This window comes from Pseudomonas sp. BO3-4, from assembly GCF_034044115.1.
GTDB classification, from domain to species: Bacteria; Pseudomonadota; Gammaproteobacteria; order Pseudomonadales; family Pseudomonadaceae; genus Aquipseudomonas; species Aquipseudomonas alloputida.
This window is the reverse complement of record NZ_CP139018.1, coordinates 4,194,930-4,220,131: the sequence shown is the minus strand read 5'-3', so window position 1 is coordinate 4,220,131 and position 25,202 is coordinate 4,194,930. Positions and strand designations below refer to the sequence as shown.

General features: G+C 62.4%; 24 protein-coding genes. 18 read left to right on the top strand and 6 right to left on the bottom strand.

From position 1 onward, the window contains the following. The first annotated feature begins 52 nt into the window (after positions 1–52). A complete protein-coding gene (locus REH59_RS19535; protein WP_004576754.1) occupies positions 53–979 on the top strand; it encodes a LysR substrate-binding domain-containing protein in 927 nt (308 codons plus the stop codon). Between the two features lie 376 nt (positions 980–1,355). Next, positions 1,356–1,841: a hypothetical protein gene (locus REH59_RS19530; protein WP_014859676.1), complete on the top strand. Its 486-nt coding sequence runs from the start codon at positions 1,356–1,358 to the stop codon at positions 1,839–1,841. Positions 1,842–1,935: 94 nt separating this feature from the next. Here the strand turns inward: REH59_RS19530 and REH59_RS19525 are convergent, their stop codons facing one another. Both REH59_RS19525 and REH59_RS19520 read right to left on the bottom strand, forming a co-directional pair. Further along, positions 1,936–2,640: an SDR family oxidoreductase gene (locus REH59_RS19525; RefSeq protein WP_014859677.1), complete on the bottom strand. Its 705-nt coding sequence runs from the start codon at positions 2,638–2,640 to the stop codon at positions 1,936–1,938. 99 nt (positions 2,641–2,739) lie between these two features. Beyond that, positions 2,740–3,633, bottom strand: a complete 894-nt coding sequence (locus REH59_RS19520; protein WP_088513735.1) for a LysR substrate-binding domain-containing protein — start codon at positions 3,631–3,633, stop codon at positions 2,740–2,742. A gap of 213 nt (positions 3,634–3,846) precedes the next feature. Between REH59_RS19520 and REH59_RS19515 the strand changes: the two genes are divergently transcribed. From REH59_RS19515 to REH59_RS19470, 10 genes are all read left to right on the top strand, one after another. After that, positions 3,847–4,401 (top strand): helix-turn-helix domain-containing protein, encoded by a 555-nt coding sequence (locus tag REH59_RS19515; protein ID WP_004576758.1) that lies wholly within the window; start codon positions 3,847–3,849, stop codon positions 4,399–4,401. Between the two features lie 27 nt (positions 4,402–4,428). Then, the gene (locus REH59_RS19510; RefSeq protein ID WP_014859679.1) at positions 4,429–5,775 is read left to right on the top strand and encodes a glutamine synthetase family protein; all 1,347 of its coding nucleotides are present in this window, start codon (positions 4,429–4,431) and stop codon (positions 5,773–5,775) included. Positions 5,776–5,859: 84 nt separating this feature from the next. Beyond that, positions 5,860–6,633 (top strand): gamma-glutamyl-gamma-aminobutyrate hydrolase family protein, encoded by a 774-nt coding sequence (locus REH59_RS19505; RefSeq protein ID WP_012053133.1) that lies wholly within the window; start codon positions 5,860–5,862, stop codon positions 6,631–6,633. A gap of 69 nt (positions 6,634–6,702) precedes the next feature. Then, positions 6,703–8,061, top strand: coding sequence for an aspartate aminotransferase family protein (locus tag REH59_RS19500; RefSeq protein ID WP_014859680.1), 1,359 nt, complete (start codon positions 6,703–6,705; stop codon positions 8,059–8,061). 183 nt (positions 8,062–8,244) lie between these two features. Beyond that, positions 8,245–8,799, top strand: a complete 555-nt coding sequence (locus REH59_RS19495) for a helix-turn-helix domain-containing protein (RefSeq protein WP_003248854.1) — start codon at positions 8,245–8,247, stop codon at positions 8,797–8,799. Positions 8,800–8,921: 122 nt separating this feature from the next. Then, complete coding sequence (locus tag REH59_RS19490; protein WP_014753898.1) at positions 8,922–9,443, top strand: ProQ/FinO family protein; 522 nt, start codon at positions 8,922–8,924, stop codon at positions 9,441–9,443. A gap of 401 nt (positions 9,444–9,844) precedes the next feature. Beyond that, positions 9,845–10,327, top strand: coding sequence for a formate dehydrogenase subunit gamma (locus tag REH59_RS19485; protein WP_003248859.1), 483 nt, complete (start codon positions 9,845–9,847; stop codon positions 10,325–10,327). Then, positions 10,321–11,880 (top strand): formate dehydrogenase beta subunit, encoded by a 1,560-nt coding sequence (locus REH59_RS19480; RefSeq protein ID WP_003248861.1) that lies wholly within the window; start codon positions 10,321–10,323, stop codon positions 11,878–11,880. The genes REH59_RS19485 and REH59_RS19480 overlap by 7 nt, the downstream gene beginning before the upstream one ends. After that, positions 11,877–14,759, top strand: a complete 2,883-nt coding sequence (gene fdhF, locus REH59_RS19475; protein WP_320450343.1) for a formate dehydrogenase subunit alpha — start codon at positions 11,877–11,879, stop codon at positions 14,757–14,759. Before REH59_RS19480 ends, fdhF begins: the two co-directional genes overlap by 4 nt. Continuing rightward, a complete protein-coding gene (locus REH59_RS19470) occupies positions 14,756–14,959 on the top strand; it encodes a formate dehydrogenase subunit delta (protein ID WP_003248864.1) in 204 nt (67 codons plus the stop codon). Before fdhF ends, REH59_RS19470 begins: the two co-directional genes overlap by 4 nt. Positions 14,960–15,072: 113 nt before the next feature. Here REH59_RS19470 and REH59_RS19465 read toward each other — a convergent pair whose 3' ends face one another. Beyond that, on the bottom strand, positions 15,073–15,936 hold the full coding sequence (locus REH59_RS19465) for a universal stress protein (RefSeq protein WP_004576762.1): 864 nt from the start codon (positions 15,934–15,936) through the stop codon (positions 15,073–15,075). A gap of 154 nt (positions 15,937–16,090) precedes the next feature. Here REH59_RS19465 and REH59_RS19460 point away from each other — a divergent pair, with 154 nt between their 5' ends. Further along, positions 16,091–16,708 (top strand): tRNA-(ms[2]io[6]A)-hydroxylase, encoded by a 618-nt coding sequence (locus tag REH59_RS19460; protein WP_003248869.1) that lies wholly within the window; start codon positions 16,091–16,093, stop codon positions 16,706–16,708. A 22-nt stretch (positions 16,709–16,730) separates the two neighbouring features. On the opposite strand, the gene REH59_RS19455 is transcribed toward REH59_RS19460, so the two are convergent. Beyond that, a complete protein-coding gene (locus tag REH59_RS19455; protein WP_003248878.1) occupies positions 16,731–17,051 on the bottom strand; it encodes a DUF883 family protein in 321 nt (106 codons plus the stop codon). Positions 17,052–17,181: 130 nt separating this feature from the next. Here REH59_RS19455 and REH59_RS19450 point away from each other — a divergent pair, with 130 nt between their 5' ends. Continuing rightward, positions 17,182–17,445, top strand: coding sequence for a hypothetical protein (locus REH59_RS19450; RefSeq protein ID WP_003248880.1), 264 nt, complete (start codon positions 17,182–17,184; stop codon positions 17,443–17,445). A gap of 20 nt (positions 17,446–17,465) precedes the next feature. Here the strand turns inward: REH59_RS19450 and REH59_RS19445 are convergent, their stop codons facing one another. Continuing rightward, on the bottom strand, positions 17,466–17,945 hold the full coding sequence (locus REH59_RS19445; RefSeq protein ID WP_014859684.1) for an LEA type 2 family protein: 480 nt from the start codon (positions 17,943–17,945) through the stop codon (positions 17,466–17,468). 131 nt (positions 17,946–18,076) lie between these two features. Here REH59_RS19445 and REH59_RS19440 point away from each other — a divergent pair, with 131 nt between their 5' ends. Both REH59_RS19440 and REH59_RS19435 read left to right on the top strand, forming a co-directional pair. After that, a complete protein-coding gene (locus REH59_RS19440; protein WP_014859685.1) occupies positions 18,077–19,201 on the top strand; it encodes a sigma-70 family RNA polymerase sigma factor in 1,125 nt (374 codons plus the stop codon). Between the two features lie 227 nt (positions 19,202–19,428). After that, positions 19,429–21,855 carry a TonB-dependent receptor gene (locus REH59_RS19435; RefSeq protein ID WP_019752084.1) on the top strand — a complete coding sequence of 809 codons (2,427 nt, stop codon included), beginning with the start codon at positions 19,429–19,431 and terminating at the stop codon, positions 21,853–21,855. Positions 21,856–22,061: 206 nt separating this feature from the next. Here REH59_RS19435 and REH59_RS19430 read toward each other — a convergent pair whose 3' ends face one another. Beyond that, a complete protein-coding gene (locus REH59_RS19430; protein WP_014861514.1) occupies positions 22,062–22,952 on the bottom strand; it encodes a LysR family transcriptional regulator in 891 nt (296 codons plus the stop codon). A gap of 102 nt (positions 22,953–23,054) precedes the next feature. Here REH59_RS19430 and REH59_RS19425 point away from each other — a divergent pair, with 102 nt between their 5' ends. Then, positions 23,055–24,134 (top strand): extracellular solute-binding protein, encoded by a 1,080-nt coding sequence (locus tag REH59_RS19425; protein ID WP_014861515.1) that lies wholly within the window; start codon positions 23,055–23,057, stop codon positions 24,132–24,134. 25 nt (positions 24,135–24,159) lie between these two features. Next, positions 24,160–25,125: an agmatinase gene (speB, locus tag REH59_RS19420; protein ID WP_004576768.1), complete on the top strand. Its 966-nt coding sequence runs from the start codon at positions 24,160–24,162 to the stop codon at positions 25,123–25,125. Positions 25,126–25,202 lie beyond the last annotated feature (77 nt).

Below are 25,202 nucleotides of genomic sequence, written 5' to 3'. Positions count from 1 at the left end.
CTGAGTGGTGTAATAGACTCAGATTTAAGACATTATTTCCTTGAGGTTAATTATGAATCCTGTGTCGGAACTTGCTTTTTTCAGCCAGTTGGTGGCGGCTGGCAGCCTGGCAGCGACAGCCCGTGAGCTGAACCTCACTCCCCCCGCTGTAACCAAGCGGCTTGCGCAATTGGAGAAGCGTCTCGGCGTTCGTTTGTTGAACCGAACGACGCGCAGCATCAGCCTCACGGCCGAAGGTGAGACGTACCTGATCAATGCAAAACGCATTCTCGGCGAGATCGAGGAGATGGAGCGGCAGGTATCCAGCAGCAGGGCCGAGCCAAAGGGTTTGTTGCGCGTGAATGCACCGCTGGGCTTCGGCCGCACCCATGTAGGGCCAGCCATCTCACTCTTCGCCAAGCGCTATCCAGAGGTTGAAGTTCAGCTTCACCTGACGGACCGGCCTATCCATCTACCTGATGACGCAATTGACGTGGCGATCCGTTTTGGTGAACTGCCTGATTCAAGGCTCATTGCCAGGAAAATAGCGGTTAATCGCCGACGTTTGTGTGCAAGCCCTGAGTACTTACGTACCCACGGAACTCCTGAGACGGCAAAAGACCTGGTCCGGCACAACTGTATCGTGTTGCGTCAAAATGAATCCGCATTCGGGATATGGCGTATGTCTAAAGGCAAACAGTTCGACGCCATCAAGGTCCACGGGAGCTTGAGTACTAACGATGGAGAGGTAGCGTTGACTTGGGCGCTGGACGGGCATGGGATATTGATGCGAGCGGAATGGAACCTGGCCGGTTATCTACGTACAGGTCAGCTTGTGGAAGTCTTGAACGATTATGAGACCGAGCCGGCAGACATTTACGCTGTCTATTTAGAACGCCTGAATTTATCTGCGAAAGTCGCTTATTTTGTTGATCATTTACGAGAGTTTTTCAAAAGCAAAGCTGAGAACCCTACTGGCGGTCTTGATGCGTGGAAATGACGCTGGCGAAGCCGCATCGGCTTGGTTGAGTTACGCCTGATGATGCGCATGAGGTCTTCTTGGCGATCCTCCCGCGTTAAAAAATGAAGCCAGGGGCGAGCATGAACGGCAGAAGGTTGGGCCGTTCCACGCGAAGAGGCGGTTTGGATTGCCATCGGCGCCGCCGGCACAACCCTTGTCGACACACAGTGTTTGGGTGATGGCGCATTATTTAACTTTGCGCCGGTAGCCCATGAATGCTTGCGCGCGCCCCTCACGACTTGCTTAGGTGTCAGCGACACCTTTCAACGTGCACCAGTTTGCGTCCTTAATCGAGACCTATACTGAACAGCAACGTTCCATTCCCTGCCCGCCATTCCCTATAAGGATCTGAACCATGACAGCATCCAAACTCGTCGCCCTGGCTTTGGCGGGTGTTCTTTTTCCTGCTCTAACCCTTGCCCAGCAGGCCTCCAGCGCCGCCGAGCCGACTCAACAGTCGATGAACATTGAGCAATTTGATCAGGAGATGGCGAAGGCTCAAGAAAATCTGAAAAAAATGCAGGATCAAATGAGCCTGATCCACAAAACTACCGATCCAGTCCAGCGCCAGAAACTCATGCAAGATCACCAGGCCATGATGCAGCAAGGAATGCTCATGATGAAGGGAATGATGGGGTGCTGCGGCGGCATGATGGGCGGTCGCATGATGGGGAGCGGCCACATGATGGGCTGGGGGCAGATGAGCAGCCATTACGCCGGAATGACGCCTGAGCAGATGAAGCAGCACCAATACATGATGGACAGATACATGGGAATGCAACAGATGATGATGGATCAGATGATGCAGCATCAGCAGCAGATGGGCACGCCGTCTCGCTAACCTAATACCCGCCACCGGCCAGCAAGGGTGACGCTGACCGATAGCTTCGAAGGAGGTGGGGGTCGCCGTTGCGTATGCTGCGGCCAACGGGCAATCAAACGCTACGTGTCACGCCGCCATCGACCTTGATGTTCTGCCCGGTGATGTAGGCAGCGCCTTCGCTGGCGAGAAACGCGATGGTGGCGGCGATTTCCTCGCGGGTGCCATAGCGTTTGAGCGGCACGCTGTCGCGGCGCTGTTCGGTGGCCGGCAGGCTGTCGATCCAGCCGGGGAGGACGTTGTTGATCCTCACGTTGTCCCCGGCGAATTGGTCGGCGAAGATTTTGGTGAATGCGGCCAGGCCCGAACGGAACACTGCAGACGTCGGGAACAGCTCACTCGGCTCGAACGCCCAGGCGGTGGAAATGTTGATGATCACGCCCCCTTTCTGGCGCTGCATGTAGGGCGTCACCAGGCGAGTCGGGCGAATGACATTGAGCAGATAGGTGTCCATGCCCTTGTGCCAGTCTTCGTCGCTGATTTCCAGGATTGGCGCGCGCGGACCATGGCCGGCGCTATTGACCAGCACGTCGATGCGCCCCCACTTTTCCACCACGGCATCGACCAGGCGTTTCAGGTCCTCAACCGACTGGTTGCTACCTGTTATACCCACACCGCCAAGCTCGGCAGCCAGCGCTTCGCCCTTGCCCGAGGAGGACAGGATGCCGACCTTGAACCCGTCAGCGGCCAGGCGCCGTGCCGCTGCCGCGCCCATACCACTGCCACCTGCTGTAATGATCGCAACTTTTTCTACTGACATGCTGCCTCCGGAACGTTAATGGCTGAATGCTTAGGTGCACTAAAATTAGCAGCAGTCGTGGCCGCGAGGGAGACAGCTAAACTTCACCAAGGCAGTAGATTAACTATTGCCTGCTTGTTGCTTGAGCCAGCGCTGGACAATGCCTAGCGACTCCGGCTGCTGCAACTTTCGTGGCCATACCAGATAGAACGACTTATCGAGCCTGAGTTGCTGAGCGAAGACCTGGGTCAGCCTGCCCGCGACGAGGTCATCACTGACGAACGCCAGGCTTGCCAACGCAATACCCTGACCACTGATGGCGGCATCGATGGCCAATGAAGTCTGGTTGAACCGCAGGTTTTTGGCAGTCGCTTGCCCGTGTTGCGGGAACAGTTGTGCAAGGAACCGAGGCCAGAAATCATGGGCATCGTGAAGCAGGGTGAACGCTTGAAGCTGCTCGAAGCTGGTGGGGACTTTGCTGGCTTCGAACAACCTTGGGCTGGCCACGGCGACGATACGCTGTTCCATCAACAGTTCGCTGTTCAAACCCGCGCCGATGTCGGGCTTGCCATAGCGGACTGCGAGATCCACGCCGTCGGTATTGAAGTGGGACAGCCGATCTGTGGCCAGTACACGTAAATCAATGTCCGGATGGCTGTGCGCAAAGCGGCCCAGCCGGGGAATGAGCCATTTGGAGGCAAAGGTCGGTGTCACGCTGACCGTCAGGTGAGACGCCTGTGGCCGCAGCAGGCGGGTTGCCTCATCGATCATCGCCAAGGCGTTGCGAATGCTGCCGCTGTAGCCCAGCCCCGCATCGGTCAGTGCCAGGCCCCGGGGCAGGCGCTCGAACAAACGAAGGTTCAGGCTCGCTTCCAGCCCGCGTATCTGTTGTGCAACTGCCGCCTGGGTCACCCCCAGCTCGTCGGCGGCCAGGCGAAAGTTCAGGTGGCGGGCAACCACTTCGAACACACGTAGCGCATTGAGTGAGGGCAAATCAGGGAAACCGTTTGGCATGGCGATGGACAGGGTCGGGCTGGAGGATTCACCCACGAGGCTACTCGCCGAGCGCCTGTAAAGAAACCCGCGCCACCGCAGGCAATCCGCCACGCTGCGCAGCAAGCCCTCTGTTGGCGGCTGCACATTTTCATTGTTCAGCTTGACGCGTGAAATTTTTCATGTAAATTTTCATGAAAAATAAGTCTAAAAATTTCACGGCAGTCCGAAACGATGAAGAGACACGAAGAGGTTGAAGCCCTCGCGATCCTTATTCACGACCTGCGCAAATTCAAGAACCTGACCTTGGGTGAACTGGCCGAGCGCATCAACCGCTCGGTGGGTTTCCTCTCCCAGGTCGAACGCGGCGTTTCGCGCCCGACCGTGGCAGACCTCACCGCTATCAGCGAAGCGCTCGGCGTATCAACCGCGTACTTCTACAACCTGAGCAAGCCCCGCAGCATTGGCTGGGTCACGCGCCCCCACGAGCGGCGCACGTTGTACCTGGAGTCGGGCATCACCGACGTGCTGGCTTCGCCGACCATCGCAGGCGCCTTCTCCATGCTCGACAGCCTTCTCGAGCCGGGCGCCACCAGTGGGGAGGCGTACTTGAGCGACCGTTCCGAGCAGGGCTGTTTCGTGCTCGAGGGCGAACTCACGGTGTGGCTGGACCAGGGCGATGCCGTGACCCTGCAAGCCAACGACTGCTTCCAGCTGCAACCCCATGCGCCGTTCCGTTACGCCAACCTGACGGACAGAACTACCCGTGTGCTCTGGGTCTTCAATTGAATTCGTTCACCTCACAAGGATAAGAAGATGAGTGTCATCTTTCCGGACCTGCTGGCTGAAGTGCGCTCGTTCCGAGCAGAACACCCGGCAATTCGCTATGTCGACCTGATTGCGCTGGACATCCCCGGGCACTTCTACGGCAAGCGCTACCCCATGGACATGCTGGAAAAAGTCGCAGCCGGTGCGCCACTGAAGCTGCCGCAGAACTGCGTGCTGCTGGGTACCCAGGGCGGCCTTTACCCGATTGGTGACTATTGCTTCGCCGACGGCGACCCGGATGCCGCCCGGCGCCTGGTGCCGGGTACGCTGAAACCGGTGCGTTGGGAGAAGGAAGTGATCGCCCAGATGCTGATCACATCCGACGGCACCGCAAAGCCGATCGAGTTCGAGCCCCGTGAAGTGCTGGCGCGTGTGCTTCAGCGTCTGGCCAAGCGTGGCATCCGCCCGGTGGTGGCGTTCGAACTGGAGTTCTACCTGTTCGACCGCAAGCTTGATAACGGCCTGCCGCAGTACCCACGTGACACGGCAACCGAGGATGAAGACGATCAGCCAAACATGCACATCGAGCGGTTGTCGCGCTTCTCGTCGGTCCTGCACGAGATGGTCGATGGCGCCAACGAGCAGGGCGTGCCGGCGAACGTCATCACTGCAGAGCTGGGCCCAGGCCAGTTCGAGATCAACTTCTCGCACAGCGACGATGCCCTCAGTGCGGCGGACTGGTCGGCACTGTTCTGCCGCAGTACCCGCGGTATCGCGATGAAGCACGGCTACCGTGCCAGCTTCATGAGCAAGCCCTACCTGGACGCGCCAGGCAGCGGCATGCATGTGCACGTCAGCCTGTACGACGAATCCGGCAATAACATCCTGGCGGGAAGCGAACAGCGCAAGCTGCGCCATGCGGTGGCAGGCTGCCTGGAGCTGCTGCCGCACTGCATGCCGATCTTTGCCCCCAACCACAATGCCTACCGACGTTATGGCGCCATGGTCAACGCGGCGAGCAAGGCCAGCTGGGGTTTCGAAGACCGTGACGCGTGCATCCGCATCCCCGAGTCCGACCCGCGCAACCTGCGCATCGAGCACCGCCTCGCTGGCGCCGACGCCAACCCGTATCTGGTACTGGCGGCCATTTTGACCGGGATGGAGCATGGTCTGGATCGTGGCGTGGAGCCCATCGCCCCGCTGAACGACAACCGCCAGAGCGGCATCGACTTCCCCAAGGATGCCCTCAGCGCCTTGGCCGCCATGCGTCATCACCCGGTGGTCAACGAAGGCCTGGGCAGCGAGTTCGTGATGGTCTATTGCGAAAACAAATACCAGGAGCAACTGGACTTCATGCACCACATCGATGCCCGCGAATACCGCTGGTTCCTGTAGGTGCCGAGGTTGGAACAGCGACGCTGCACCCTCCCTTTCTACCGTTTCAATACAACGCGCAATATGGATTTGCCGGAGGAAGATATGCCACGTGTGCCCGTGATCGGCATTACCGCATGCACCAGCATGATTGAGCTGCATGCAACCCAGACCATCAGCGAGAAATACGCGCGCGCGGCAGCCAAGGCGGCGTGTGGGCTGCCCATCGTCATTCCCAGCCTCGGTGAGCTGATGGACAGCGCCGATATTCTTGACGTGGTGGATGGGCTGATCTTCACCGGTTCGCCGTCCAACATCGAGCCGTACCACTACAACGGCCCGGCCAGTGCCGCGGGCACCCATCACGACCCTCTGCGCGATGCCACCACGTTGCCGCTGATGCGCGCCGCCATCGCCGCCGGTGTACCGGTACTCGGCATTTGCCGTGGCTTCCAGGAAATGAACGTGGCGCTGGGTGGCACCCTGCACCAGAAGGTCCACGAGACCGGCATGTTCATGGACCACCGCGAAGGCAAGGATGAGCCCCTCGACAAGCAATATGGGCCGCGCCACACCCTGCATGTAGAGCCTGGCGGCATGCTCGACCGCATGGGCTTGCCGGCAATATTCGACGTCAATTCCATCCACGGCCAAGGCATCGACGTATTGGCCCCCGGGCTGAGGGTGGAAGCGCTGGCGCCCGATGGCCTGGTGGAAGCGATTTCGGTCGAGAACAGCAAGGGTTTTGCCCTGGGTGTGCAATGGCACCCCGAGTTCCAGGTCATGGATAACCCACATTACCTGGCCATCTTCCAGTCCTTTGGCAAGGCCTGCCGGCACCGCTCGGTACTGCGCCAGAGGCTGTTGCTGTCTGCCTGAGCAGCGGCCTTTCCCACCTGTAAAAAATACCCTCGCAGCGCGGCTGCGCAACTTGATGGAGTGAAGTCAATGAGTGAACAGAATTCGCAGACCCTTGCCTGGCAAACCATGAGCCGCGACCATCACCTGGCCCCGTTCAGCGATGTCAGGCAACTGGCCGAGAAAGGCCCGCGCATCATCACCTCGGCCAAGGGCGTGTACCTGTGGGACAGCGAGGGCAACAAGATTCTCGATGGCATGGCCGGCCTGTGGTGCGTGGCGGTCGGCTATGGTCGCGATGAGCTGGCCGATGTCGCCAGCCAGCAGATGAAGCAGTTGCCTTACTACAACCTGTTCTTCCAGACCGCGCACCCGCCCGCGCTGGAGCTGGCCAAGGCGATCGCCGAGGTGGCCCCGCAAGGCATGAACCACGTGTTCTTCACCGGTTCCGGCTCCGAAGGCAACGACACCGTGCTGCGCATGGTCCGCCATTACTGGGCTCTGAAGGGCCAGAAGAACAAGAAGGTCATCATTGGCCGCATCAACGGCTACCACGGCTCTACCGTGGCGGGCGCCGCCTTGGGCGGCATGAGTGGCATGCACCAGCAGGGCGGGGTGATCCCGGATGTCGTGCACATCCCGCAGCCGTACTGGTTTGGCGAAGGCGGCGACATGACCGAGGCCGACTTCGGTGTGTGGGCGGCCGAGCAACTGGAGAAGAAGATCCTCGAAGTTGGCGTGGACAACGTTGCCGCCTTCATCGCCGAGCCGATCCAGGGCGCCGGTGGCGTGATCATTCCGCCGCAGACCTATTGGCCGAAGATCAAGGACATCCTGGCCAGGTACGACATCCTCTTCGTCGCCGACGAAGTGATCTGCGGGTTCGGCCGTACCGGTGAGTGGTTCGGCACCGATTATTACGACCTCAAGCCTGACCTGATGACCATCGCCAAGGGCCTGACCTCCGGTTACATCCCCATGGGCGGGGTGATCGTGCGTGACGAGGTGGCCAAGGTGATCAGCGAAGGCGGCGACTTCAACCACGGCTTCACCTATTCCGGCCACCCGGTGGCGGCAGCGGTGGGCCTGGAGAACCTGCGGATCCTGCGTGACGAGCAGATCATCCAGCAGGTGCACGATACAACCGCGCCTTATCTGCAACAACGCCTGCGCGAACTGGCCGACCACCCGCTGGTAGGCGAAGTGCGCGGCCTGGGCATGCTCGGTGCGATCGAGTTGGTGAAAGACAAGGCCACCCGGGCCCGTTATGAAGGCAAAGGTGTCGGCATGATCTGTCGCCAGCACTGCTTCGACAACGGCCTGATCATGCGCGCTGTAGGCGACACCATGATCATCGCGCCACCGCTGGTGATCAGTATCGAAGAGATCGACGAACTGGTGGAGAAAGCCCGCAAGTGCCTGGACCTGACCTATGAGGCTGTTCGGTAAGGGCAGAGGGCCTGGTTAGCTGTTCTCAGCACCTGTGAGATCGAGCGCCGCCTTCGCGGTGCTCGATCGGTGCCGCCATCGTACATTTCACCTCAGGCACCTTCCGCAAAGCATTTTGCTTTGTGAAATGAATCCTGTACTTTTCTGGGCATCCATTTCCCGTCTGAAAGTCGCGATTCAACCATGAAAGTGCACGAAGAAATCGAAGGCCTGGCAGTACTGATTCGCGACCTGCGCAAGTTCAAGGGCCTGACACTGGGCGAGCTGGCACAGCGCATCGGCCGTTCGGTGGGCTTTCTGTCCCAGGTCGAACGCGGCGTGTCACGCCCGACCGTGGCCGATCTCACAGCCATCAGCGAAGAGCTCGGTGTATCCACAGCCTACTTCTACAAGCTGGACAAACCCCGTGAGCTCGACTGGGTGACCCGTCCGCACGAGCGTCGCACGCTGCACCTGGCCGGTGGCATCACCGATGTGCTGGCATCGCCCTCCATAACGGGCGCGTTTTCCATGCTGGATAGCCATTTGCAGCCGGGGGCCAGCAGTGGCGAGGAGTACCTGGACGACAGCTCGGAGCAGGGCTGCTTCGTGCTCGAAGGCGAACTGACCGTATGGTTGGGCGATGCTGACCCGGTCACGCTGTACGCCAATGACAGTTTTCAGTTGCAACCCCACGCCCGTTTTCGGTATGCCAACCTGACCGACAAGCCCACACGCGTGCTTTGGGTGTTCAGCTGAGGGCCGTCGCACAGGCATGCGCTTGTGCCTGGGCTGGCCGGGAAAGTTGGCCTGCAAGCAATGTGCTGGCTGCATGGGGTATCCTTGCACCACGCAATCAACTTCGAAGCAGTGAATGAACAATGGGTTTTGAACAACTAGCTGAGCTACGAGACCGCCTGCGGGCGGAAAAAGGGCAGGTAAAGGCCGAGAGCGCGAAACCGCCCAAGCGCAAGTCGCCCCCGCAGGCGAAGCCGCGTGAGATGGACCCGGCGGTGGCAGCGATCTGGCCACTGCAGAAGCATTTTCCCTTGGCTTTCCCGGTCAACCCGGCCCCCAAGGTGCCGCTCAAGGAGGGCATTTTCAAGGATGCCGAGCAACACCTGGAGCTGCTTGGGTTAACCCGCGAACAGCTCAAGCTGGGCATTTCCACGTGGTGCCGGGGCACTCGATACTGGGCGAGCATGGTGGAGAATGCTCCGCGCCTTGACTTGAACGGTCAGGCCGCGGGTACTGTGACCGCCGCTCAGGCGCTGCATGCCAAGCAGCAGGCTGCGCGGCAACGCAGCCAGGATCGACGCAATCGAGCGAAGTCAAAGGCCCAGGTCCAGGCCCAGGCTCCGGCCCCCGCCGCCGACACCGCAACGGTGAAGTCTACCGACTGAACTCAGTCGCGTTCTGCCCCGTAGCCATGCTGGATGGCAGCCCATTGCCGGGGCTGCCGTCTGGCAGGCCCGGCAATGGACCAGGTTCGGTTTCGAGGGCCTGGTGCATGCAACGATGGTTTCAAGACCCACCTGATCGGCAAGCCGCGGCAGATGATGCCGGGGCGTAACCACGTTCGTCGGTTTCAGAATGCGCCTGGTCGCTCGCATGCAACCCCTCGGCGCTACAAGTGCCATGCTAGCAGGATGCCTAAGGGTCAGTGCGCGCAGACGTGCGGCCGTGGGCGAGGAGGCCGCCAGTACCACGCAACTGTGACGTGGGCGGTGCGCCGCAGCAGAACACGCCGGAAACCTGCCCCTTAAAAAAATCAGGCAGGGTCCGTGATGCCGAGGTCCGCTGTATGCCTGATGAATTGCTCCACCTGCCTGTAATCCAGCGCATTCTGGCCCGCGACAAGGACACCCCGGGTGCCCTGTTGCCGATCCTGCATGCCGTCCAGCACGAGCTGGGTTACATCCCCGACGCTTCTGTTCCCGAGATCGCCCATGCCCTCAACCTCAGCCTGGCTGAAGTGCGTGGGGTTATCAGTTTTTATCACGACTTCCGCACCGCGCCGCCCGCTCGCCACACCCTGCGCCTGTGCCGTGCCGAGTCGTGCCAGAGCCGTGGCGCCGAAGCCCTGGCCGCGCAATTGCGTGAACAGTTGGCACTGGACGACCACGGCACCAGCGCCGACGGCGCCATCAGCCTGCGCCCTGTTTATTGCCTGGGTGCCTGTGCCTGCTCGCCAGCGCTGGAGCTGGACGGCCAGGTGCACGCGCGCCTCACCCCTGAGCGCCTGCGGGACTTGGTTAACGGTTGCCGGGAGGACTCAGCATGCTGAAGCTGTATATTCCCTGTGATTCGGTAGCCCGTGCCGTGGGTGCCGATCAGGTTGCCGATGCCCTGCTGCATGAGGCCGAGCGCCGCCAGTTGCCACTGGACATCCAGCGCACCAGCTCGCGCGGGCTTTACTGGCTGGAGCCGCTGATCGAGTGCGACAGTGCGCAAGGGCGCCTGGGTTTCGGCCCGATTACGCCACACGATGTGCCGTCACTGCTTGATGCCTTGGCGGGCGAACCCGGTGGCCACTCGCTGGCACTGGGGCCGGTTGAAGAAATACCCTATCTCAAGACCCAGCAACGCTTGCTGTTCGCACGCGCGGGCATCACCCGCCCATTGTCACTGGACGACTATCGTGCCCATGGCGGTTTCGCAGGCCTTGAGGCCGCCGTGGCGCTGGACGGTGCCGAAGTGGTTGCCGCAGTACTCGACTCCGGCCTGCGTGGCCGTGGTGGTGCGGCGTTCCCGGCCGGCATCAAGTGGCGCACCGTGCGTGACGCTGGCGCCGGGCAGAAGTACGTGGTGTGCAACGCCGACGAGGGTGACTCGGGCACGTTCGCTGATCGCATGCTGATGGAGGGCGACCCCTTCCTACTGATCGAGGGCATGATCATTGCCGGCCTTGCCGTGGGGGCCGACAAGGGCTACGTCTATGTGCGCTCGGAGTACCCCGACGCCATCCGGGTACTTGACCAGGCCTTCGCCATCGCGCGTGACGCTGGCTACCTGGGTGCTGACGTAGCCGGCAGCGGCCAGGCGTTCGACCTGGAAGTGCGGGTGGGCGCCGGCGCCTATATTTGCGGCGAAGAAACCGCGCTGCTCGAATCCATCGAAGGCAAGCGTGGCATTGTCCGCGCCAAGCCACCGCTGCCTGCGCTGCAAGGGTTGTTCGGCCTGCCGACGTTGGTGCACAACGTGCTTACGCTGGCTTCGGTGCCCATCATTCTGGCCAAGGGTGCGGCGTTCTATCGCGATTTCGGCATGGGCCGCTCGCTGGGCACCATGCCGTTCCAGCTGGCCGGCAACATTCGCCAGGGTGGCCTGGTCGAGCGCGCGTTCGGCCTGACCCTGCGCGAGCTGGTGGAAGGCTATGGCGGTGGCACGGCCAGTGGCCGGCCGCTGAAGGCCGCGCAGGTCGGTGGCCCGCTCGGTGCCTGGGTACCTCCCAGCCATTTCGACACCCCATTGGACTATGAAGCGTTTGCTGCCGTGGGCGCGATGCTCGGCCACGGCGGTGTGGTGGTGGCCGACGATACGTTGAACATGGCCAGCATGGCGCGTTTCGCCCTGCAGTTCTGTGCCGAGGAGTCCTGCGGCAAGTGCACCCCGTGCCGCATCGGCTCCACCCGGGGCATGGAAGTGGTCGACCGGTTGATCGCCAGCAGCGACATCACCGAGCGCCATGACCAGGCACTGTTGCTGCGCGACCTGTGCGACACCCTGCAGTACGGTTCGCTGTGCGCCATGGGCGGTATGACTGCCTATCCGGTGGCCAGCGCGCTCAAGTACTTCCCCGCCGATTTTGGGCTGACCACCACGGAGGCCGCACAGTGATCAATTTCTTCGACCCCGCTTCTGATAAAAGCAGCGACCTCGGCACCCCGGCCCGCGAAAGCGACGTGCAGATCAGCCTGAGCATCGACGGCCGCGCCATCAGCGTGCCTGCTGGCACCTCGGTCATGCGCGCCGCCGCCATGCTGGGCACCAGCATCCCCAAACTGTGCGCCACCGACAGCCTCGAAGCCTTCGGCTCCTGCCGCATGTGCATGGTGGAAATCGAAGGCATGCGCGGCTACCCGGCATCCTGCACCACGCCAGTCAGCGAAGGCATGGTGGTGCGTACCGAAACCCCGCGCCTGGCCGGCCTGCGTCGCAACGTGATGGAGCTGTACATTTCCGACCACCCGCTGGACTGCCTGACCTGTTCGGCCAACGGCAACTGCGAGCTGCAGACCGTGGCCGGCCAGGTGGGCCTGCGTGAGGTGCGCTACGGCTATGACGGCGCCAACCACCTGGACGAGAAAAAAGACGTTTCCAACCCGTATTTCGACTACGAGCCGAGCAAGTGCATCGTCTGCAGCCGCTGTGTGCGCGCCTGCGAGGACATCCAGGGTACGTTCGCCCTGACCATTACCGGGCGCGGTTTCGAATCGCGGGTGGCGGCCGCGGGGGGCGAAAACTTCCTGGCTTCCGAATGCGTGTCGTGCGGCGCCTGCGTGCAGGCCTGTCCGACCGCGACCCTCACGGAAAAGAGCCTGGTGCAGCTTGGCCAGCCTGAGCGTTCGGTCATTACCACCTGCGCCTACTGCGGCGTTGGCTGCTCGTTCCGCGCCGAAATCAAGGGTGACCAGCTGGTGCGCATGGTCCCGGACAAGAACGGTGGCGCCAACCACGGCCACGCCTGCGTCAAGGGCCGCTTTGCCTGGGGCTACGCCACCCACCCGGACCGCATCACCAAACCGATGATCCGCAAGCGCCTGGAAGACCCGTGGCAGGAAGTCAGCTGGGACGAGGCCGTGACCTATGCCGCCAGCGAGTTCCGCCGCATCCAGCTCAAATACGGGCGCGACTCCATCGGCGGCATCACCTCCAGCCGCTGTACCAACGAAGAAGCCTACCTGGTGCAAAAACTGGTGCGCACGGCGTTTGGTAACAACAACGTCGACACCTGCGCACGGGTGTGCCATTCGCCCACCGGTTATGGCCTGAAGCAGACCCTGGGTGAGTCAGCCGGCACGCAAAGCTTCGACTCGGTGATGCAGGCCGACGTTGTGCTGGTGATTGGCGCCAACCCCACCGATGCGCACCCGGTGTTCGGCTCGCAACTCAAGCGTCGCCTGCGCCAAGGGGCGCGGCTGATCGTGATCGACCCACGGCGTATCGACCTGGTCGACTCGCCGCACGCCCGCGCCGACCTGCACCTGCAACTGCGCCCGGGCACCAACGTGGCCATGCTCAACGCCCTGGCCCACGTGATCGTCACCGAGGGCCTGCTGGCCCAAAGCTTCATCGATGCCCGCTGCGAAACCGAAGACTTCGCCCGTTGGCGCGACTTCGTCAGCCTGCCAGACAACGCCCCCGAGGTGCTCGGCCCGGTTTGTGGCGTGCCACCTGAGCAGATCCGCGCTGCGGCACGGCTGTATGCCACCGGCGGCAACGCGGCCATCTACTACGGCCTGGGTGTGACCGAGCACAGCCAAGGCAGCACCGCAGTGATGGGCATTGCCAACCTGGCCATGGCCACTGGCAACATCGGCCGTGAAGGGGTAGGGGTGAACCCGCTGCGCGGGCAGAACAACGTGCAGGGCTCGTGCGACATGGGCTCGTTCCCCCACGAGCTGCCCGGCTACCGGCATGTCTCCAACGAGGGCGTGCGCGCCGAGTTCGAACGGGCCTGGGGCGTGACCTTGCAGCCTGACCCGGGTCTGCGCATTCCCAACATGTTCGAGGCGGCGCTGGATGGCAGCTTCAAGGCGCTGTACTGCCAGGGTGAGGACATCGCCCAGAGCGACCCCAACACCCAGCACGTCACGGCGGCCTTGCTCGCCATGGAGTGCGTGGTGGTGCAGGACATTTTCCTCAACGAAACTGCCAAGTTCGCCCATGTGTTCCTGCCGGGCAGTTCGTTCCTGGAAAAGGACGGCACCTTCACCAACGCCGAGCGGCGTATTTCGCGGGTGCGCAAGGTCATGGAGCCGCTGGCAGGCAAGGCCGACTGGGAAGCTACCGTGGCCCTGGCCAACGCCCTGGGCTACCCGATGAAATACCGCCACCCGTCCGAGATCATGGACGAGATCGCCCGCCTGACGCCGACCTTCCGTCGTGTCAGCTACGCGGAAATCGACCGCCATGGCAGCCTGCAGTGGCCGTGCAACGACGCTGCGCCAGACGGCACGCCGACCATGCACATCGACCAGTTCGTGCGTGGCAAGGGCCGCTTCATGCTCACCGGCTACGTGCCCACCGACGAAAAGGTCAACAACCGCTACCCGTTGCTGCTGACTACCGGTCGTATCCTCAGCCAGTACAACGTCGGCGCCCAGACCCGGCGCACTGCCAACGTTGCCTGGCATGATGCCGACCGCCTGGAGATCCACCCGACCGACGCGGAAAGCCGTGGCATCCACGACGGTGACTGGGTCGGCATCGGCAGCCGCGCCGGGCAGACTGTGCTGCGTGCCAAGGTCAGTGCGCGGGTGGCGCCGGGCGTGGTGTACACCACCTTCCACTTCCCGGAGTCGGGTGCCAACGTGATCACCACCGACAACTCCGACTGGGCCACCAACTGCCCCGAGTACAAGGTGACGGCAGTGGAAGTGGTGAAAGTGTTCCAGCCATCGCAATGGCAGAAGCGCTATCAGGACTTCAGTGATGAACAGCAGCGGCTGCTGAAAGAGCGCCGTACTGCGGAGAAAGCCGAGGTTCGCCGATGAGCAGTGAAAACCTGGTCAAGATGGCCAACCAGATTGCCCATTACTTCGACAGCGAGCCAGACCGGGCGCTGGCGGTGCAAGGGGTGCGGCAGCATCTGAAGAGCTTCTGGACGCCGGCGATGCTCCGGCAATTGGCGGAGTGGAGCGAGGCCCACGCGGGGGAGGGGCTTGACCCGAAGGTGCGGGAGGCGTTGGTCTAGATTCCCGGGCGGCAACGGAACCTTGGGGCGGGTTGGCCTGCGAATGTGGCGTTGAAATCAATGACGCATTCGCGGGTGAACCCGCTCCTACAAGGGGCCTGCATATTGCCTACTTAGCCGCGGGCCAACTCCGCCAGGTGGGCGATGGCTTCTTCGCTCTTGAGCACCAGCACATCGCCCTCCAGCGCATCCAAGACCACTTCCGAGGTATTGCCAATCAACGCCCCGGAAATCCCCGTGCGGCACACCGTGCCTATCACGGTCACCACTGCATCGAGCTTCTTTTCGGTATGTGGAATCAACACATCCGCTGGCCCTTCGGCCACGTGCAGGCACTCATCGCTGATGCCGTATTCGGCCTGGAACGCCTTGCATGCTTCACGGTAGCGTTTTTCGATCGTATCGCTCAGCTGGTAGGCCGGGTCCGACGCTGACAGCATCGGCGACGGGTGGGCGCTGATGACATGCAGTTCTCCCTTGGCCAGTTTGGCAATCTCGAAGCCGTGGTCGATGATGCTGGCATGCAGGCGGCGGTGGTCTTCGTCCTGGTTACCCACGTCCACCGCCGCCAAAATCTTGCCCCCGGTCCACGGCCGTTCGCTCTTGACCATCAGCACGGTACCCGGGCATTGGCGCAGCAGCTTCCAGTCGCTGGGGGTGAGCAGGGCCTTTTTCAGCGGGTTGTCCGGGCGGTGTTCCTTGATCACCAGTTCGCAGCCTTCGGCCTGCTGTACATGGATGATGGTGTCGTGCAGGCTGTCGCGCCAGCCCTCTTCATGGGTGACATTGGCGTAGCCGTCATCATGCAACTGGCTGCTCAGCAGGCTGAGCAGCGCACTGTGATCATGCCGCTTGTCACACATCAGCAAGTGCAGGCGTGCGCCCGTGACGCCTGCAATCAGCTTGGCGCGCGTAAGCGCCCGGCTGTGGGCGTGCGCGGGGTCGAGGACGACGAGGATGCTGCGGACGGCTTGCATGGGCGTTAACTCCCTTCGATGATGGCGACCAATGCCTGACTATAGTCGGCGCTTCCCCCGCCAGTGCTTGATGTACATCAAGCATAGTCACTGGCATCGCCAGCCGCCGCCGGTATAATCGCCGGCCCTGCCTGTTCTGTGTGGTTGCACGCTTATGTCCCTGATCCCCGAAATCGACGCCTTTCTTGGCTGCCCGACGCCAGACGCCTGGATCGAAGCGGCGCTCGCCGACCAGGAAACCCTGCTGATCGACCACAAGAACTGCGAGTTCAAGGCCGCCAGCACGGCCTTGAGCCTGATCGCCAAGTACAACACTCACCTTGATCTGATCAACATGATGTCGCGCCTGGCCCGCGAGGAGCTGGTGCATCACGAACAGGTGTTACGCCTCATGAAGCGTCGCGGGGTGCCGTTGCGCCCGGTGTCGGCGGGGCGTTACGCGTCGGGGTTGCGCCGACTGGTGCGCGCCCACGAGCCGGTCAAGCTGGTGGATACACTGGTGGTGGGGGCGTTCATCGAGGCGCGCAGTTGCGAACGTTTTGCCGCGCTGGTGCCACATCTGGATGAAGAGCTGGGCCGCTTCTACCATGGGCTGCTGAAAAGCGAAGCGCGCCACTACCAGGGCTACCTGAAACTGGCGCACAACTACGGTGATGAAGCGGACATCGCTCGCCGCGTCGAGCTGGTACGCGCGGCGGAAATGGAGCTGATCCAGTCACCAGACCAGGAACTGCGCTTCCACAGCGGCATCCCGCAGGCTTTGGCCGCCTGATGTGCACCAGGCGGCGCAGGCCTTAACTGCGCCGACCCAGTAGCAGGCCTACCGCCAACCCGAGGCCGGCGGAAATGGCCACGGTCTGCCAGGGGTGGCCGCCGATGTAGTCCTGAGTGGCGTCCACCACCGGTTGCGCCTTGCTGCGCACGTTGCTCGCCGCCTGGCGTGCCTGGCGCAGCTTCAGGCTCACCTGGGCGCGCAACGTCTCTGCTTCTTCGCCGACCAGTGCGGCACTGTCGTTCAGCAGTTTTTCCGATTCTTCTATCAGCGATTGCAGTTCGCTGAATACCTGGTCCTTGATCTGATCGCTGTCCGCCAGCGTGGCGTTTTTCCGGGCCATGAACTCGTCCTCGTCAATGGGGGTGATGTGAACAATGGATGCCGCCACGTCGGGAAAGTTGCGGCGACTTTCCGGTGATGCTGTGCCTGGGTGTAAGATAGCGGCCATTTTCAAACCTGCAGGTACCTTCATGAGTTTCAATCTGGCCAACATGAGCTTCGAGGAACGGGCGCAGATCGAGGCAGAGAAGGCCCGGTTGTTCGAGATGTGGCAGAACAACCTGGGCAAAGCCAAGGGCGAAGCCGCCCGGCTGATTGCCGAAAAGCCACGGCGCAAGGGCAAATGGGCCGAGTGGGTGCGCGCCGAACTGGACGGCATGACGCCGCCTGAATACGCCAGCATGGTGCGCAGCGAAGTCAACAAGCTGATGGCCGCAGCCAGCGCTAACCGCTGAGCACACCCGCCCGGCGCTTGTCAGTAGGTGCCCTTGGGCAGGTCCAGCTTGCCTTCATCGGTAAAACGCACGGTCCCCAGCGGCCCGCCGGCCAGTTTGCCGCGCAGCTTGTAGGGTAGACCCTGCAGCGAATCTACCTTGCCCAGCCCATAGGCCTGGCGCAGGAAGGAAAACGCCGTGATGCTTACCGGCACCACGATCACTGCTTCGTCGTAGCGGCCAATGTGCCCCTGCTGGTCACTGACACCAGCGGCCAGCGGCTGGCCGTTCACTTCCAGGTTCAAGGCGATGCCGTTGTAATCGATCGGTGCCTCATTGGGGTTTTGCACCCGCATTTTCACCGCCATGCGCAGTTCCAGCTCCTGCCCGGGCAGTGGTTCGATGCCGATCACGCTGATGTTCACCGGGTCGCGTGGCTGGAACAGCGCACAGGCCGCCAGGCCACAGGCCAACAGCAGGACCAGGAACAGGCGGGTGTAGCGGTACAGACGGGCAGTCATGGGCTGTGACCTTGCCGGAGTGGAGCTGGCAGTGTGGCAAATGCGCGTCGACGTTGAAAGTATCGGTTCATATGAAAGATACTGTTTCTCATTAACGCCCGATAACCTCTCTTACTGGCTGTTCCCCAATCATGCTGACTTCACCCATGTCGGGCCTGCTGGCAAGCTTCCAGGAGCACTACGACGACCTGCTGCAGTTTCTGACGCGGCGCATGAGCGACCGTCAGCGCGCGGCCGATGTGGCGCAGGAAACCTACCTGAAGCTGGTGAACATCGACGAGCAGGCGGTGCCGGTGGTGCACGCGCGCAGTTTCATCTTCCGTGTGGCCGGCAACCTGGCGATTGACGCCTTGCGCCGTGAGCAACGCATCGCCGCCAGCCACGACGACAGCGACGGAGCCTGTGAGGTGGCCTGTCCGGCGCCGGCACCCGAGGCGGCGTTGCTGGCCCGCGAGCGCTTGCAGATTCTTGACCAGGCCCTGTTGCAGTTGCCCGACAATGCCCGCCAGGCGCTGTTGCTCAACCGTGTCGAGGGCCTGACCCAGAAGCAGGTCGCTCAACGCCTGGGGGTTTCCGAGAGCATGGTGGCAAAGTATATCGGCCAGGCCTTGCGCCATTGCCGCGGCCGGCTGAAGCAGGCGGGTGTGGCGGCATCGGTGGTGTTGCTGGTCGCCGCCGTGGCGGGTTGGCAGCAAGCCCCGATGCTGCTGGCCGATTACCACACCGCCGTGGGCGAGCGGCAGGTCATTACCCTGGCAGATGGCACACGGGTCACGCTGAACAGCGCCAGTGCCTTGAGCGTGGCGTTCAGCGAGCATGAGCGGCGTGTGGTACTCGATGCGGGTGAGGCGCTGTTCGAGACCGCCGATGATTCACGTCCGTTCGTGGTCGAAACGGCCGGTGCGCGGGTGCAGGGCAATGCCGCCACCTTCAGCGTGCACCGCGATGGGCACGTCGTGTTGGCACGCGGTGAAGCCAAGGTGGGTGAACATGAACTGGCGGTGGCGGCCGATGCCGGCACGCAGATGGCCTGGCAGCGTGGCAAGCTGATCTTCAACGGCAAGCCGCTGGGGCAGGTGCTGACGGAGCTTGAGCGATACCGGCATGGGCGCATTGTGTTGTCCGACAGCAAGCTGGCTGCGATGGAAGTGAGCGGGGTGTTTGACCTGGATGAACCTGAGGCCCTGTTGCGGACGTTGGAGCAGCGGTATGGCCTGAAGGTGACCTACCTGCCGTGGTTGGCCGTGGTGCATTGATCAGCCTGTGCCGGCCTCTTAGCGGCAAGCCCGTTCCTGCACAGATCGCACAATCTTCAGGCGGGCGCAGTCGTTGTAGGAGCGGGCTTGCCCGCGAAGAGGCCGGACAGAAACAAAAATATTTTCCATTTGCCACTGCAAGTTCCTGCAAGCCAGATCGTCGTAGTGAGACTGATCAGCAACCCATTCTCATTTACGACTTGTCAGGAAGCTCATTCGTGCCTCTGATGCTCAAGCCCTTGCACCGCCGTCGCGGTCCTTTTCACCATGCCTTGATGTCTTGCAGTGCCATGGCCCTGTTGCTCGGCCCCCTGCACGCAGGGGCCGCGACGACTGCCGAACAGACCCAGATGCAAGCTCGCCAGGTCCAGCTCGACCTGCCAGCCCAGCCGCTGGACCAGGCGCTGACCACCTTCGCCGACCAAGCCGGCCTGCACCTGCTGTACACCACAGGCGATGTCGCCGGCCAGGTCAGCCCGGCGTTGCAGGGCAACTACAGTGTCGAGCAGGCCCTGCAGCAGTTGTTGGCCGGCAGCGGCATGAGCTGGCAGTTCAGCGAGGCTCGCACCGTCACCCTGCGCAAGGCCGAGGCCGCGCCGCAGGCGGTCAACCTCAAGCCGATCGAAGTCAGCGTAGCCTCGCGCACCAGCACCGCCATCAGCGAAATCCCTGGGACCGTCTGGGTGGTCGACCAACAGCAATTGCGCGAGCAGATCGACAGCGGCGTCAGCCTGAAGGAAGCCATCGGCAAGCTGGTACCGGGCCTTGACCTGGCGCCGGAAGGGCGCACCAATTACGGCCAGAACATGCGTGGGCGCAACGTGCTGGTGATGATCGACGGGGTCAGCCAGAACAGCTCCCGCGGCCTGTCGCGCCAGTTCGACAGCATTTCGCCGTTCAACGTCGAGCGCGTCGAAGTGCTGTCTGGCGCCAGCGCCATCTACGGCGGTGGCGCCACTGGCGGCATCATCAACATCGTGACCAAAAAGGGCGAGCCTGGCCCGGCGCGCTTCGAGACCCAGTTGGGGGCCAGCAGCGGTTTCAACAACAGCGACGACCTGGCCACCCGCTTCGCCCAGTCGGTCAGCGGCGGCAACGAACGGGTCAATGCCCGGTTGGGCGTTTCCGGTGAGCAGAACGAAGCCTTCTACGATGGTGCTGGCGACCAGATCTTCATCGACAACACCCAGACCGACCTGCAGTACAACCGCACCATCGACGTACTCGGTACCTTGGGCCTGCAGCTGAACGACCAGCAGAGCCTCGACCTGTTGGCCCAGTACTACGACTCGGGCAACCACGGCAGCACGGGTATCTACTTCCCCAACCTGAACTACAACGCGCCATCCGACCTGGAAGACGCCGAGCTGCGCAGCGGTTATTCATCGGACCTGGAGCCGCGTACGCGGCGCTTGCTGCTCAACGCCAATTACCACCACACCGACGTGCTGGGCCAGGACTTCTACCTGCAGGCCTCGTACCGCAAGGAAGACGACAACTTCTACCCGTTCCCGTACTACAACCGTGCCACGCCCACCGGCTCGCGCGGGGTGTACTTTGCCGCCTCGCAGCAAAACTTCGAAGTTACCAGCCTCAAGGGCCTGTTTGCCAAACAGTGGGATACGCTGAAGCTGACCTACGGCGTCGACCTGGACCGCGAGCGCTTCAATGCCGAGCAAACCACCTTCAACGCCCAGACCTCGTCCGAGTCGGGTGGCCTGGAGCTGGAAAAAGACAGCAAGGCCGCACGCTACCCCAGCTACCGGGTGGATGGTGTGTCGGTGTATGCCCAGCTGGACTGGCATGCCACCGACAACCTGACGTTGTCCGGTGGCGCCCGGCGCCAGCAGATGGACGTGGATGTCAGCGACTTCAAGGGCGTGCCGGGCGGCAGTAACGACTATCAGGTCAACCTGTTCAACGTCGGTGCCATCTACGACTTCAAGAACGGCCACCAGGTGTGGAGCAACTATGGCGAAGGCTTCGACCTGCCTGACCCGGCCAAGTACTACGGCAAGCCGGGCCTGAGCGTGGCCGATAACCCGTTGGCCGGTATCAAGAGCCGCCAGGTGGAAGTGGGCTGGCGCTATGCCGACCTGGATTGGGATGCACAGGCAGCGCTGTACTACATCTGGTCGGACAAGATCATCAACGTCGATTCGCAAACGCTGACCATCGACGTGGAAGAGCAGAAAAGCCGCGACTTTGGCTTTGAAGGTGCACTGACCCGGCACTTCCAGACCGGCTGGGAAACTGGCGGCACATTGCACATGACACGCTCCGAGGAAGAGGCCGAGGATGGCGGCTGGATCAAGCGCGATGCCCGTTATGCCTCGTTGTCCAAGGCCACCGCATTTGTCGGCTGGAAGGGCGATGGCCGCAGTGTACGGTTGCAGGCCAACCATGCCTTCAGCCTGAAGGACGATGCCGATCACGAGATTGACGGTTACACCACCTTTGACCTGCTGGGCAGCCAAGACACCGGTTTCGGCACCGTCAGTGCCGGTATCCAGAACGTGCTGGACAAACAGTACAGCACGGTATGGGGACAGCGTGCGACGTTGTTCTATTCGCCGACCTACGGGCCGGCGTATCTGTATGACTACCAGGGGCGCGGGCGGACCTACACCCTGACCTGGAGCATGGCTTACTGATTGTGGTTGCCTGAACCGGCCCTTTCGCGGGTGAACCCGCTCCTACACGACGGTGCCTGTGCCCAGCCACCGACAGGTGTCCACCACCGATCCGATGTAGGAGCGGGTTTACCCGCGAATACGGTAGCGGCGGCAACGGTGAACGGCGGGTGTAAATTGGCCAGCAGGCCCGGCCCCTTCGCGGGTAAACCCGCGAAGGGGCCGGTTCAGGCAAACGCCGCCAGCAAATCCTGCGCAAATACATGGGCTGCCTCTCCAACCCCCTGTGCCCGGTGCCGGGCCAGGGTGAACGGCACCCCAAAATCAAGCTCAGGGTCCAGCGCCCATAACCGCCCCTCGGCCTCCCAGGCCTGTGCACAGTGGCATGGCAAGTAGCCAATATGCCGCCCAGACAGAATGAACGTCAGCACGCTTTCGATCTGCTCCGCCACTGCCGTGCTGCGTCTGCTCTGGAATGGCTCGCCCCCTTTGAGAAAACGGTACGGATGGCGCACCTGGTCCATGTCCAGCAACCGCTCAAGCCCAACATCCGTCTCGCCATACAGCACATGCCCCTTGCCGCAATACAGCCGCTGGCGCTCCGCGAACAAGGGCTGGTAATCAAAGGCCGCCTGGTTGCCGGAAAAGTAGCTGATGGCATAGTCCAGCCGCTGCTCCAGCAACAGCCGTTCCAGCTCCGCCGGCGGTGCACTGACAAGCTCCAGTTGCACCGATTCTTCTCGCCTGCGAAATGCCGCAATGGCCGCCGCCAGTTTCAGGCTCACCGCCTTGTCCTGATTTTCCGCCATGCCTATGCGCACAGTTCCCAGCAGCCGCCCGGCAACGCCGTTGGCCTGCTGGCGAAACTGCTCGATGTTCAGCAGCAGCCCACGCGCCGCCTCCAATAGCAATTCACCTTTTTCCGTCAGGCGAAAACCACCCTTGCCGCGGCTGCACAGGCGGTAACCCAAGCGTGCCTCCAGTTGCGCCATGCGCTGGCTGATGGTGGGCTGGCTCAGGCCCAGCACGCCTTGAGCGGCGCTGAAGCCACCTGCCTCGACTACAGTGACGAACAGCCGCAGCAGGTGCAGGTCGGGGTCGTGCACTTGTCCGAGCATTGCATTGCTCCTGATGAATGTCAGCTTTGCAAACTTGCCATTTGTGCAATGTAACCCGGCTGGCATGCTCGCGGCATCCACCCATTTACCGAGGTGTCCGCCATGCGTCGATCGTTGTGCCTTTTGTCTCTGGTTCTGGCCCTGCCGCTGCAGGCCGAAGAAAAGGTCGTCAATCTTTACAGCTGGGCCGATTACGTCGCCCCGCAAACCTTGCAGCGCTTCGAACAGGAAACGGGCTACAAGGTGCGTTACGACACCTTTGACACCCCCGAGGTGCTGGAAACCAAGCTGTTGACCGGTGGTAGCGGCTACGACGTGGTGGTGCCGTCATCCACCGTGCTGGCCCGAGCGCTCAAGGCCAATGCCCTGCAACCGCTGAACGCTCAGGCCATGCCTGGCTATGGCAACCTCGACAAGGACCTGCTGGGCAAACTGGCCGAGGTTGACCCCGGCAACCGCCATGCTGTGCCGTACACCTGGGGCACGCTGGGCCTGGGGGTAAATGTGGAGGCAGTACGCCAGCGCCTTGGCGATGTACCGCTGGACAGCCTCGACCTGTTGTTCAAGCCCGAGTACGCCACCCGCCTGAAGGGTTGCGGCATCGCTTTGCCTGACTCGCCCCAGGAGGTGATCGGCGTAGCCCTCAATTACCTGGGCAAGGACCCTTACAGCCAGAGCAAGGATGACCTGGCTGCCGCGCAGAACCTGCTCAGCCAGTTGCAGCCGTCGGTCAGCTACGTTGCCAACGGCCGGCAGATCAACGACCTGGCCAATGGCAGCGTGTGCCTGGCGCTGACCTACAACGGTGATGCCGCGATGGCCTCCGACCAGGCCCGTCGTGCCGGCAAGCCGTTCGAGGTGATCTACCGCATCCCCCGCGAAGGCACGCTGGTATGGCAGGACAACCTGGTCATCCCCAAGGACGCCCCGCACCCCGAGGCCGCACGGGCGTTCATCGCCTTCATGCTCAAGCCAGAGTCGGTGGCAGCGCTGACCAACACGCTGTTCTTCGCCAATGCCAACCAGGCTGCCACGCCGCTGGTGGACGAAGCGGTGCGCAACGACCCGGATATCTATCCGTCGGCCGAGGTGCGTCAGCGCCTGTATGCCGACCGCAGCATGGCCTTGGCCGACCTGCGACAACGCAACCGTCTGTGGACCGCCTTCCGCAGCCGGCAGTAGCCCATGACAATCAAGGAGCCCGACCGTGGACCAAGCCGCAAGCAATGACCAGGCCATGACCCGCGATAGCCTGTATGGTACCGCCGCAGAAAGCACCTACGCCGGTGTTGTCAGTTTTTCCCGCCGCCGCTACAGCCGCGACTTGCGCGGTGTGGATGTGGTGGTCAGCGGTGTGCCGTTCGACACGGCCACCAGTAACCGCCCCGGCGCGCGCTTCGGCCCGCGGGCGATCCGTGCTGCCTCGGTCCAGCAGGCCTGGGCCCGCCACTGGCCGTGGGCGTTCGACCCGTTCGACCACCTGGCGGTCATCGACTATGGCGACTGCCCCTTCGACAGCGGCACGCCGCAGTCGGTACCGGACAGCATCGAGGCCCATGCCGAGCACATTCTGCAGGCGGGTTGCGCCATGCTGACCCTTGGTGGCGACCACTTCATCAGCTACCCGCTGCTCAAGGCTCACGCCCGCCGCCATGGCCCGCTGGCGCTGATCCATTTCGATGCGCACAGTGACACCTGGCCGGACGAGGCGGGTAAGCGCATCGACCACGGCACCATGTTCTGGCATGCCGCCCGCGAAGGCCTGGTTGACCCGGCCCACTCGGTGCAGATTGGCCTGCGCACGACCAATGACGACAGCCAGGGCTTTGCCATTCTCGACGCCAGGCAGGTGCACCGCCAGGGCACAGAGGCGGTGATTGCAGCGATTCGCCAGCGGGTGGGCGAGCGGCCGGTGTACCTGACCTTCGACATCGACTGCCTCGACCCGGCCTACGCGCCCGGTACCGGAACGCCGGTGTGTGGCGGGCTGAGCACGGTGCAGGCGCTGGAGATTCTGGGTGGGCTGCGTGGCATCAACCTGGTAGGCATGGACTTGGTGGAAGTGGCGCCAGCCTATGACCATGCCGATATCACTGCATTGGCCGGGGCAACCCTGGCCATGGAGATGCTGTGCCTGTATGCGGCGCGGCATAAGGTGGATAACGGCCAGTAGAAGGTTGCGGCCATTGGAGGGCGAAGCAGCCCTCCGCGGCCCATACTGAAACATCAGGAATCAACTCCACCCGCATT

What these genes read in the sequence shown, in the direction of transcription:
- REH59_RS19440 (WP_014859685.1), top strand. Translation starts at nt 18,077, where the DNA reads ATGCTGACTTCACCCATGTCGGGCCTGCTGGCAAGCTTCCAGGAGCAC.
- REH59_RS19425 (WP_014861515.1), top strand. Translation starts at nt 23,055, where the DNA reads ATGCGTCGATCGTTGTGCCTTTTGTCTCTGGTTCTGGCCCTGCCGCTG.
- REH59_RS19435 (WP_019752084.1), top strand. Translation starts at nt 19,429, where the DNA reads ATGCTCAAGCCCTTGCACCGCCGTCGCGGTCCTTTTCACCATGCCTTG.
- REH59_RS19515 (WP_004576758.1), top strand. Translation starts at nt 3,847, where the DNA reads ATGAAGAGACACGAAGAGGTTGAAGCCCTCGCGATCCTTATTCACGAC.
- REH59_RS19505 (WP_012053133.1), top strand. Translation starts at nt 5,860, where the DNA reads ATGCCACGTGTGCCCGTGATCGGCATTACCGCATGCACCAGCATGATT.
- REH59_RS19470 (WP_003248864.1), top strand. Translation starts at nt 14,756, where the DNA reads ATGAGCAGTGAAAACCTGGTCAAGATGGCCAACCAGATTGCCCATTAC.
- REH59_RS19480 (WP_003248861.1), top strand. Translation starts at nt 10,321, where the DNA reads ATGCTGAAGCTGTATATTCCCTGTGATTCGGTAGCCCGTGCCGTGGGT.
- REH59_RS19510 (WP_014859679.1), top strand. Translation starts at nt 4,429, where the DNA reads ATGAGTGTCATCTTTCCGGACCTGCTGGCTGAAGTGCGCTCGTTCCGA.
- REH59_RS19495 (WP_003248854.1), top strand. Translation starts at nt 8,245, where the DNA reads ATGAAAGTGCACGAAGAAATCGAAGGCCTGGCAGTACTGATTCGCGAC.
- REH59_RS19455 (WP_003248878.1), bottom strand. Translation starts at nt 17,051, where the DNA reads ATGGCCCGGAAAAACGCCACGCTGGCGGACAGCGATCAGATCAAGGAC.
- REH59_RS19535 (WP_004576754.1), top strand. Translation starts at nt 53, where the DNA reads ATGAATCCTGTGTCGGAACTTGCTTTTTTCAGCCAGTTGGTGGCGGCT.
- REH59_RS19490 (WP_014753898.1), top strand. Translation starts at nt 8,922, where the DNA reads ATGGGTTTTGAACAACTAGCTGAGCTACGAGACCGCCTGCGGGCGGAA.
- REH59_RS19520 (WP_088513735.1), bottom strand. Translation starts at nt 3,633, where the DNA reads ATGCCAAACGGTTTCCCTGATTTGCCCTCACTCAATGCGCTACGTGTG.
- REH59_RS19450 (WP_003248880.1), top strand. Translation starts at nt 17,182, where the DNA reads ATGAGTTTCAATCTGGCCAACATGAGCTTCGAGGAACGGGCGCAGATC.
- REH59_RS19445 (WP_014859684.1), bottom strand. Translation starts at nt 17,945, where the DNA reads ATGACTGCCCGTCTGTACCGCTACACCCGCCTGTTCCTGGTCCTGCTG.
- REH59_RS19525 (WP_014859677.1), bottom strand. Translation starts at nt 2,640, where the DNA reads ATGTCAGTAGAAAAAGTTGCGATCATTACAGCAGGTGGCAGTGGTATG.
- REH59_RS19465 (WP_004576762.1), bottom strand. Translation starts at nt 15,936, where the DNA reads ATGCAAGCCGTCCGCAGCATCCTCGTCGTCCTCGACCCCGCGCACGCC.
- REH59_RS19485 (WP_003248859.1), top strand. Translation starts at nt 9,845, where the DNA reads ATGCCTGATGAATTGCTCCACCTGCCTGTAATCCAGCGCATTCTGGCC.
- REH59_RS19430 (WP_014861514.1), bottom strand. Translation starts at nt 22,952, where the DNA reads ATGCTCGGACAAGTGCACGACCCCGACCTGCACCTGCTGCGGCTGTTC.
- REH59_RS19460 (WP_003248869.1), top strand. Translation starts at nt 16,091, where the DNA reads ATGTCCCTGATCCCCGAAATCGACGCCTTTCTTGGCTGCCCGACGCCA.
- REH59_RS19530 (WP_014859676.1), top strand. Translation starts at nt 1,356, where the DNA reads ATGACAGCATCCAAACTCGTCGCCCTGGCTTTGGCGGGTGTTCTTTTT.
- REH59_RS19500 (WP_014859680.1), top strand. Translation starts at nt 6,703, where the DNA reads ATGAGTGAACAGAATTCGCAGACCCTTGCCTGGCAAACCATGAGCCGC.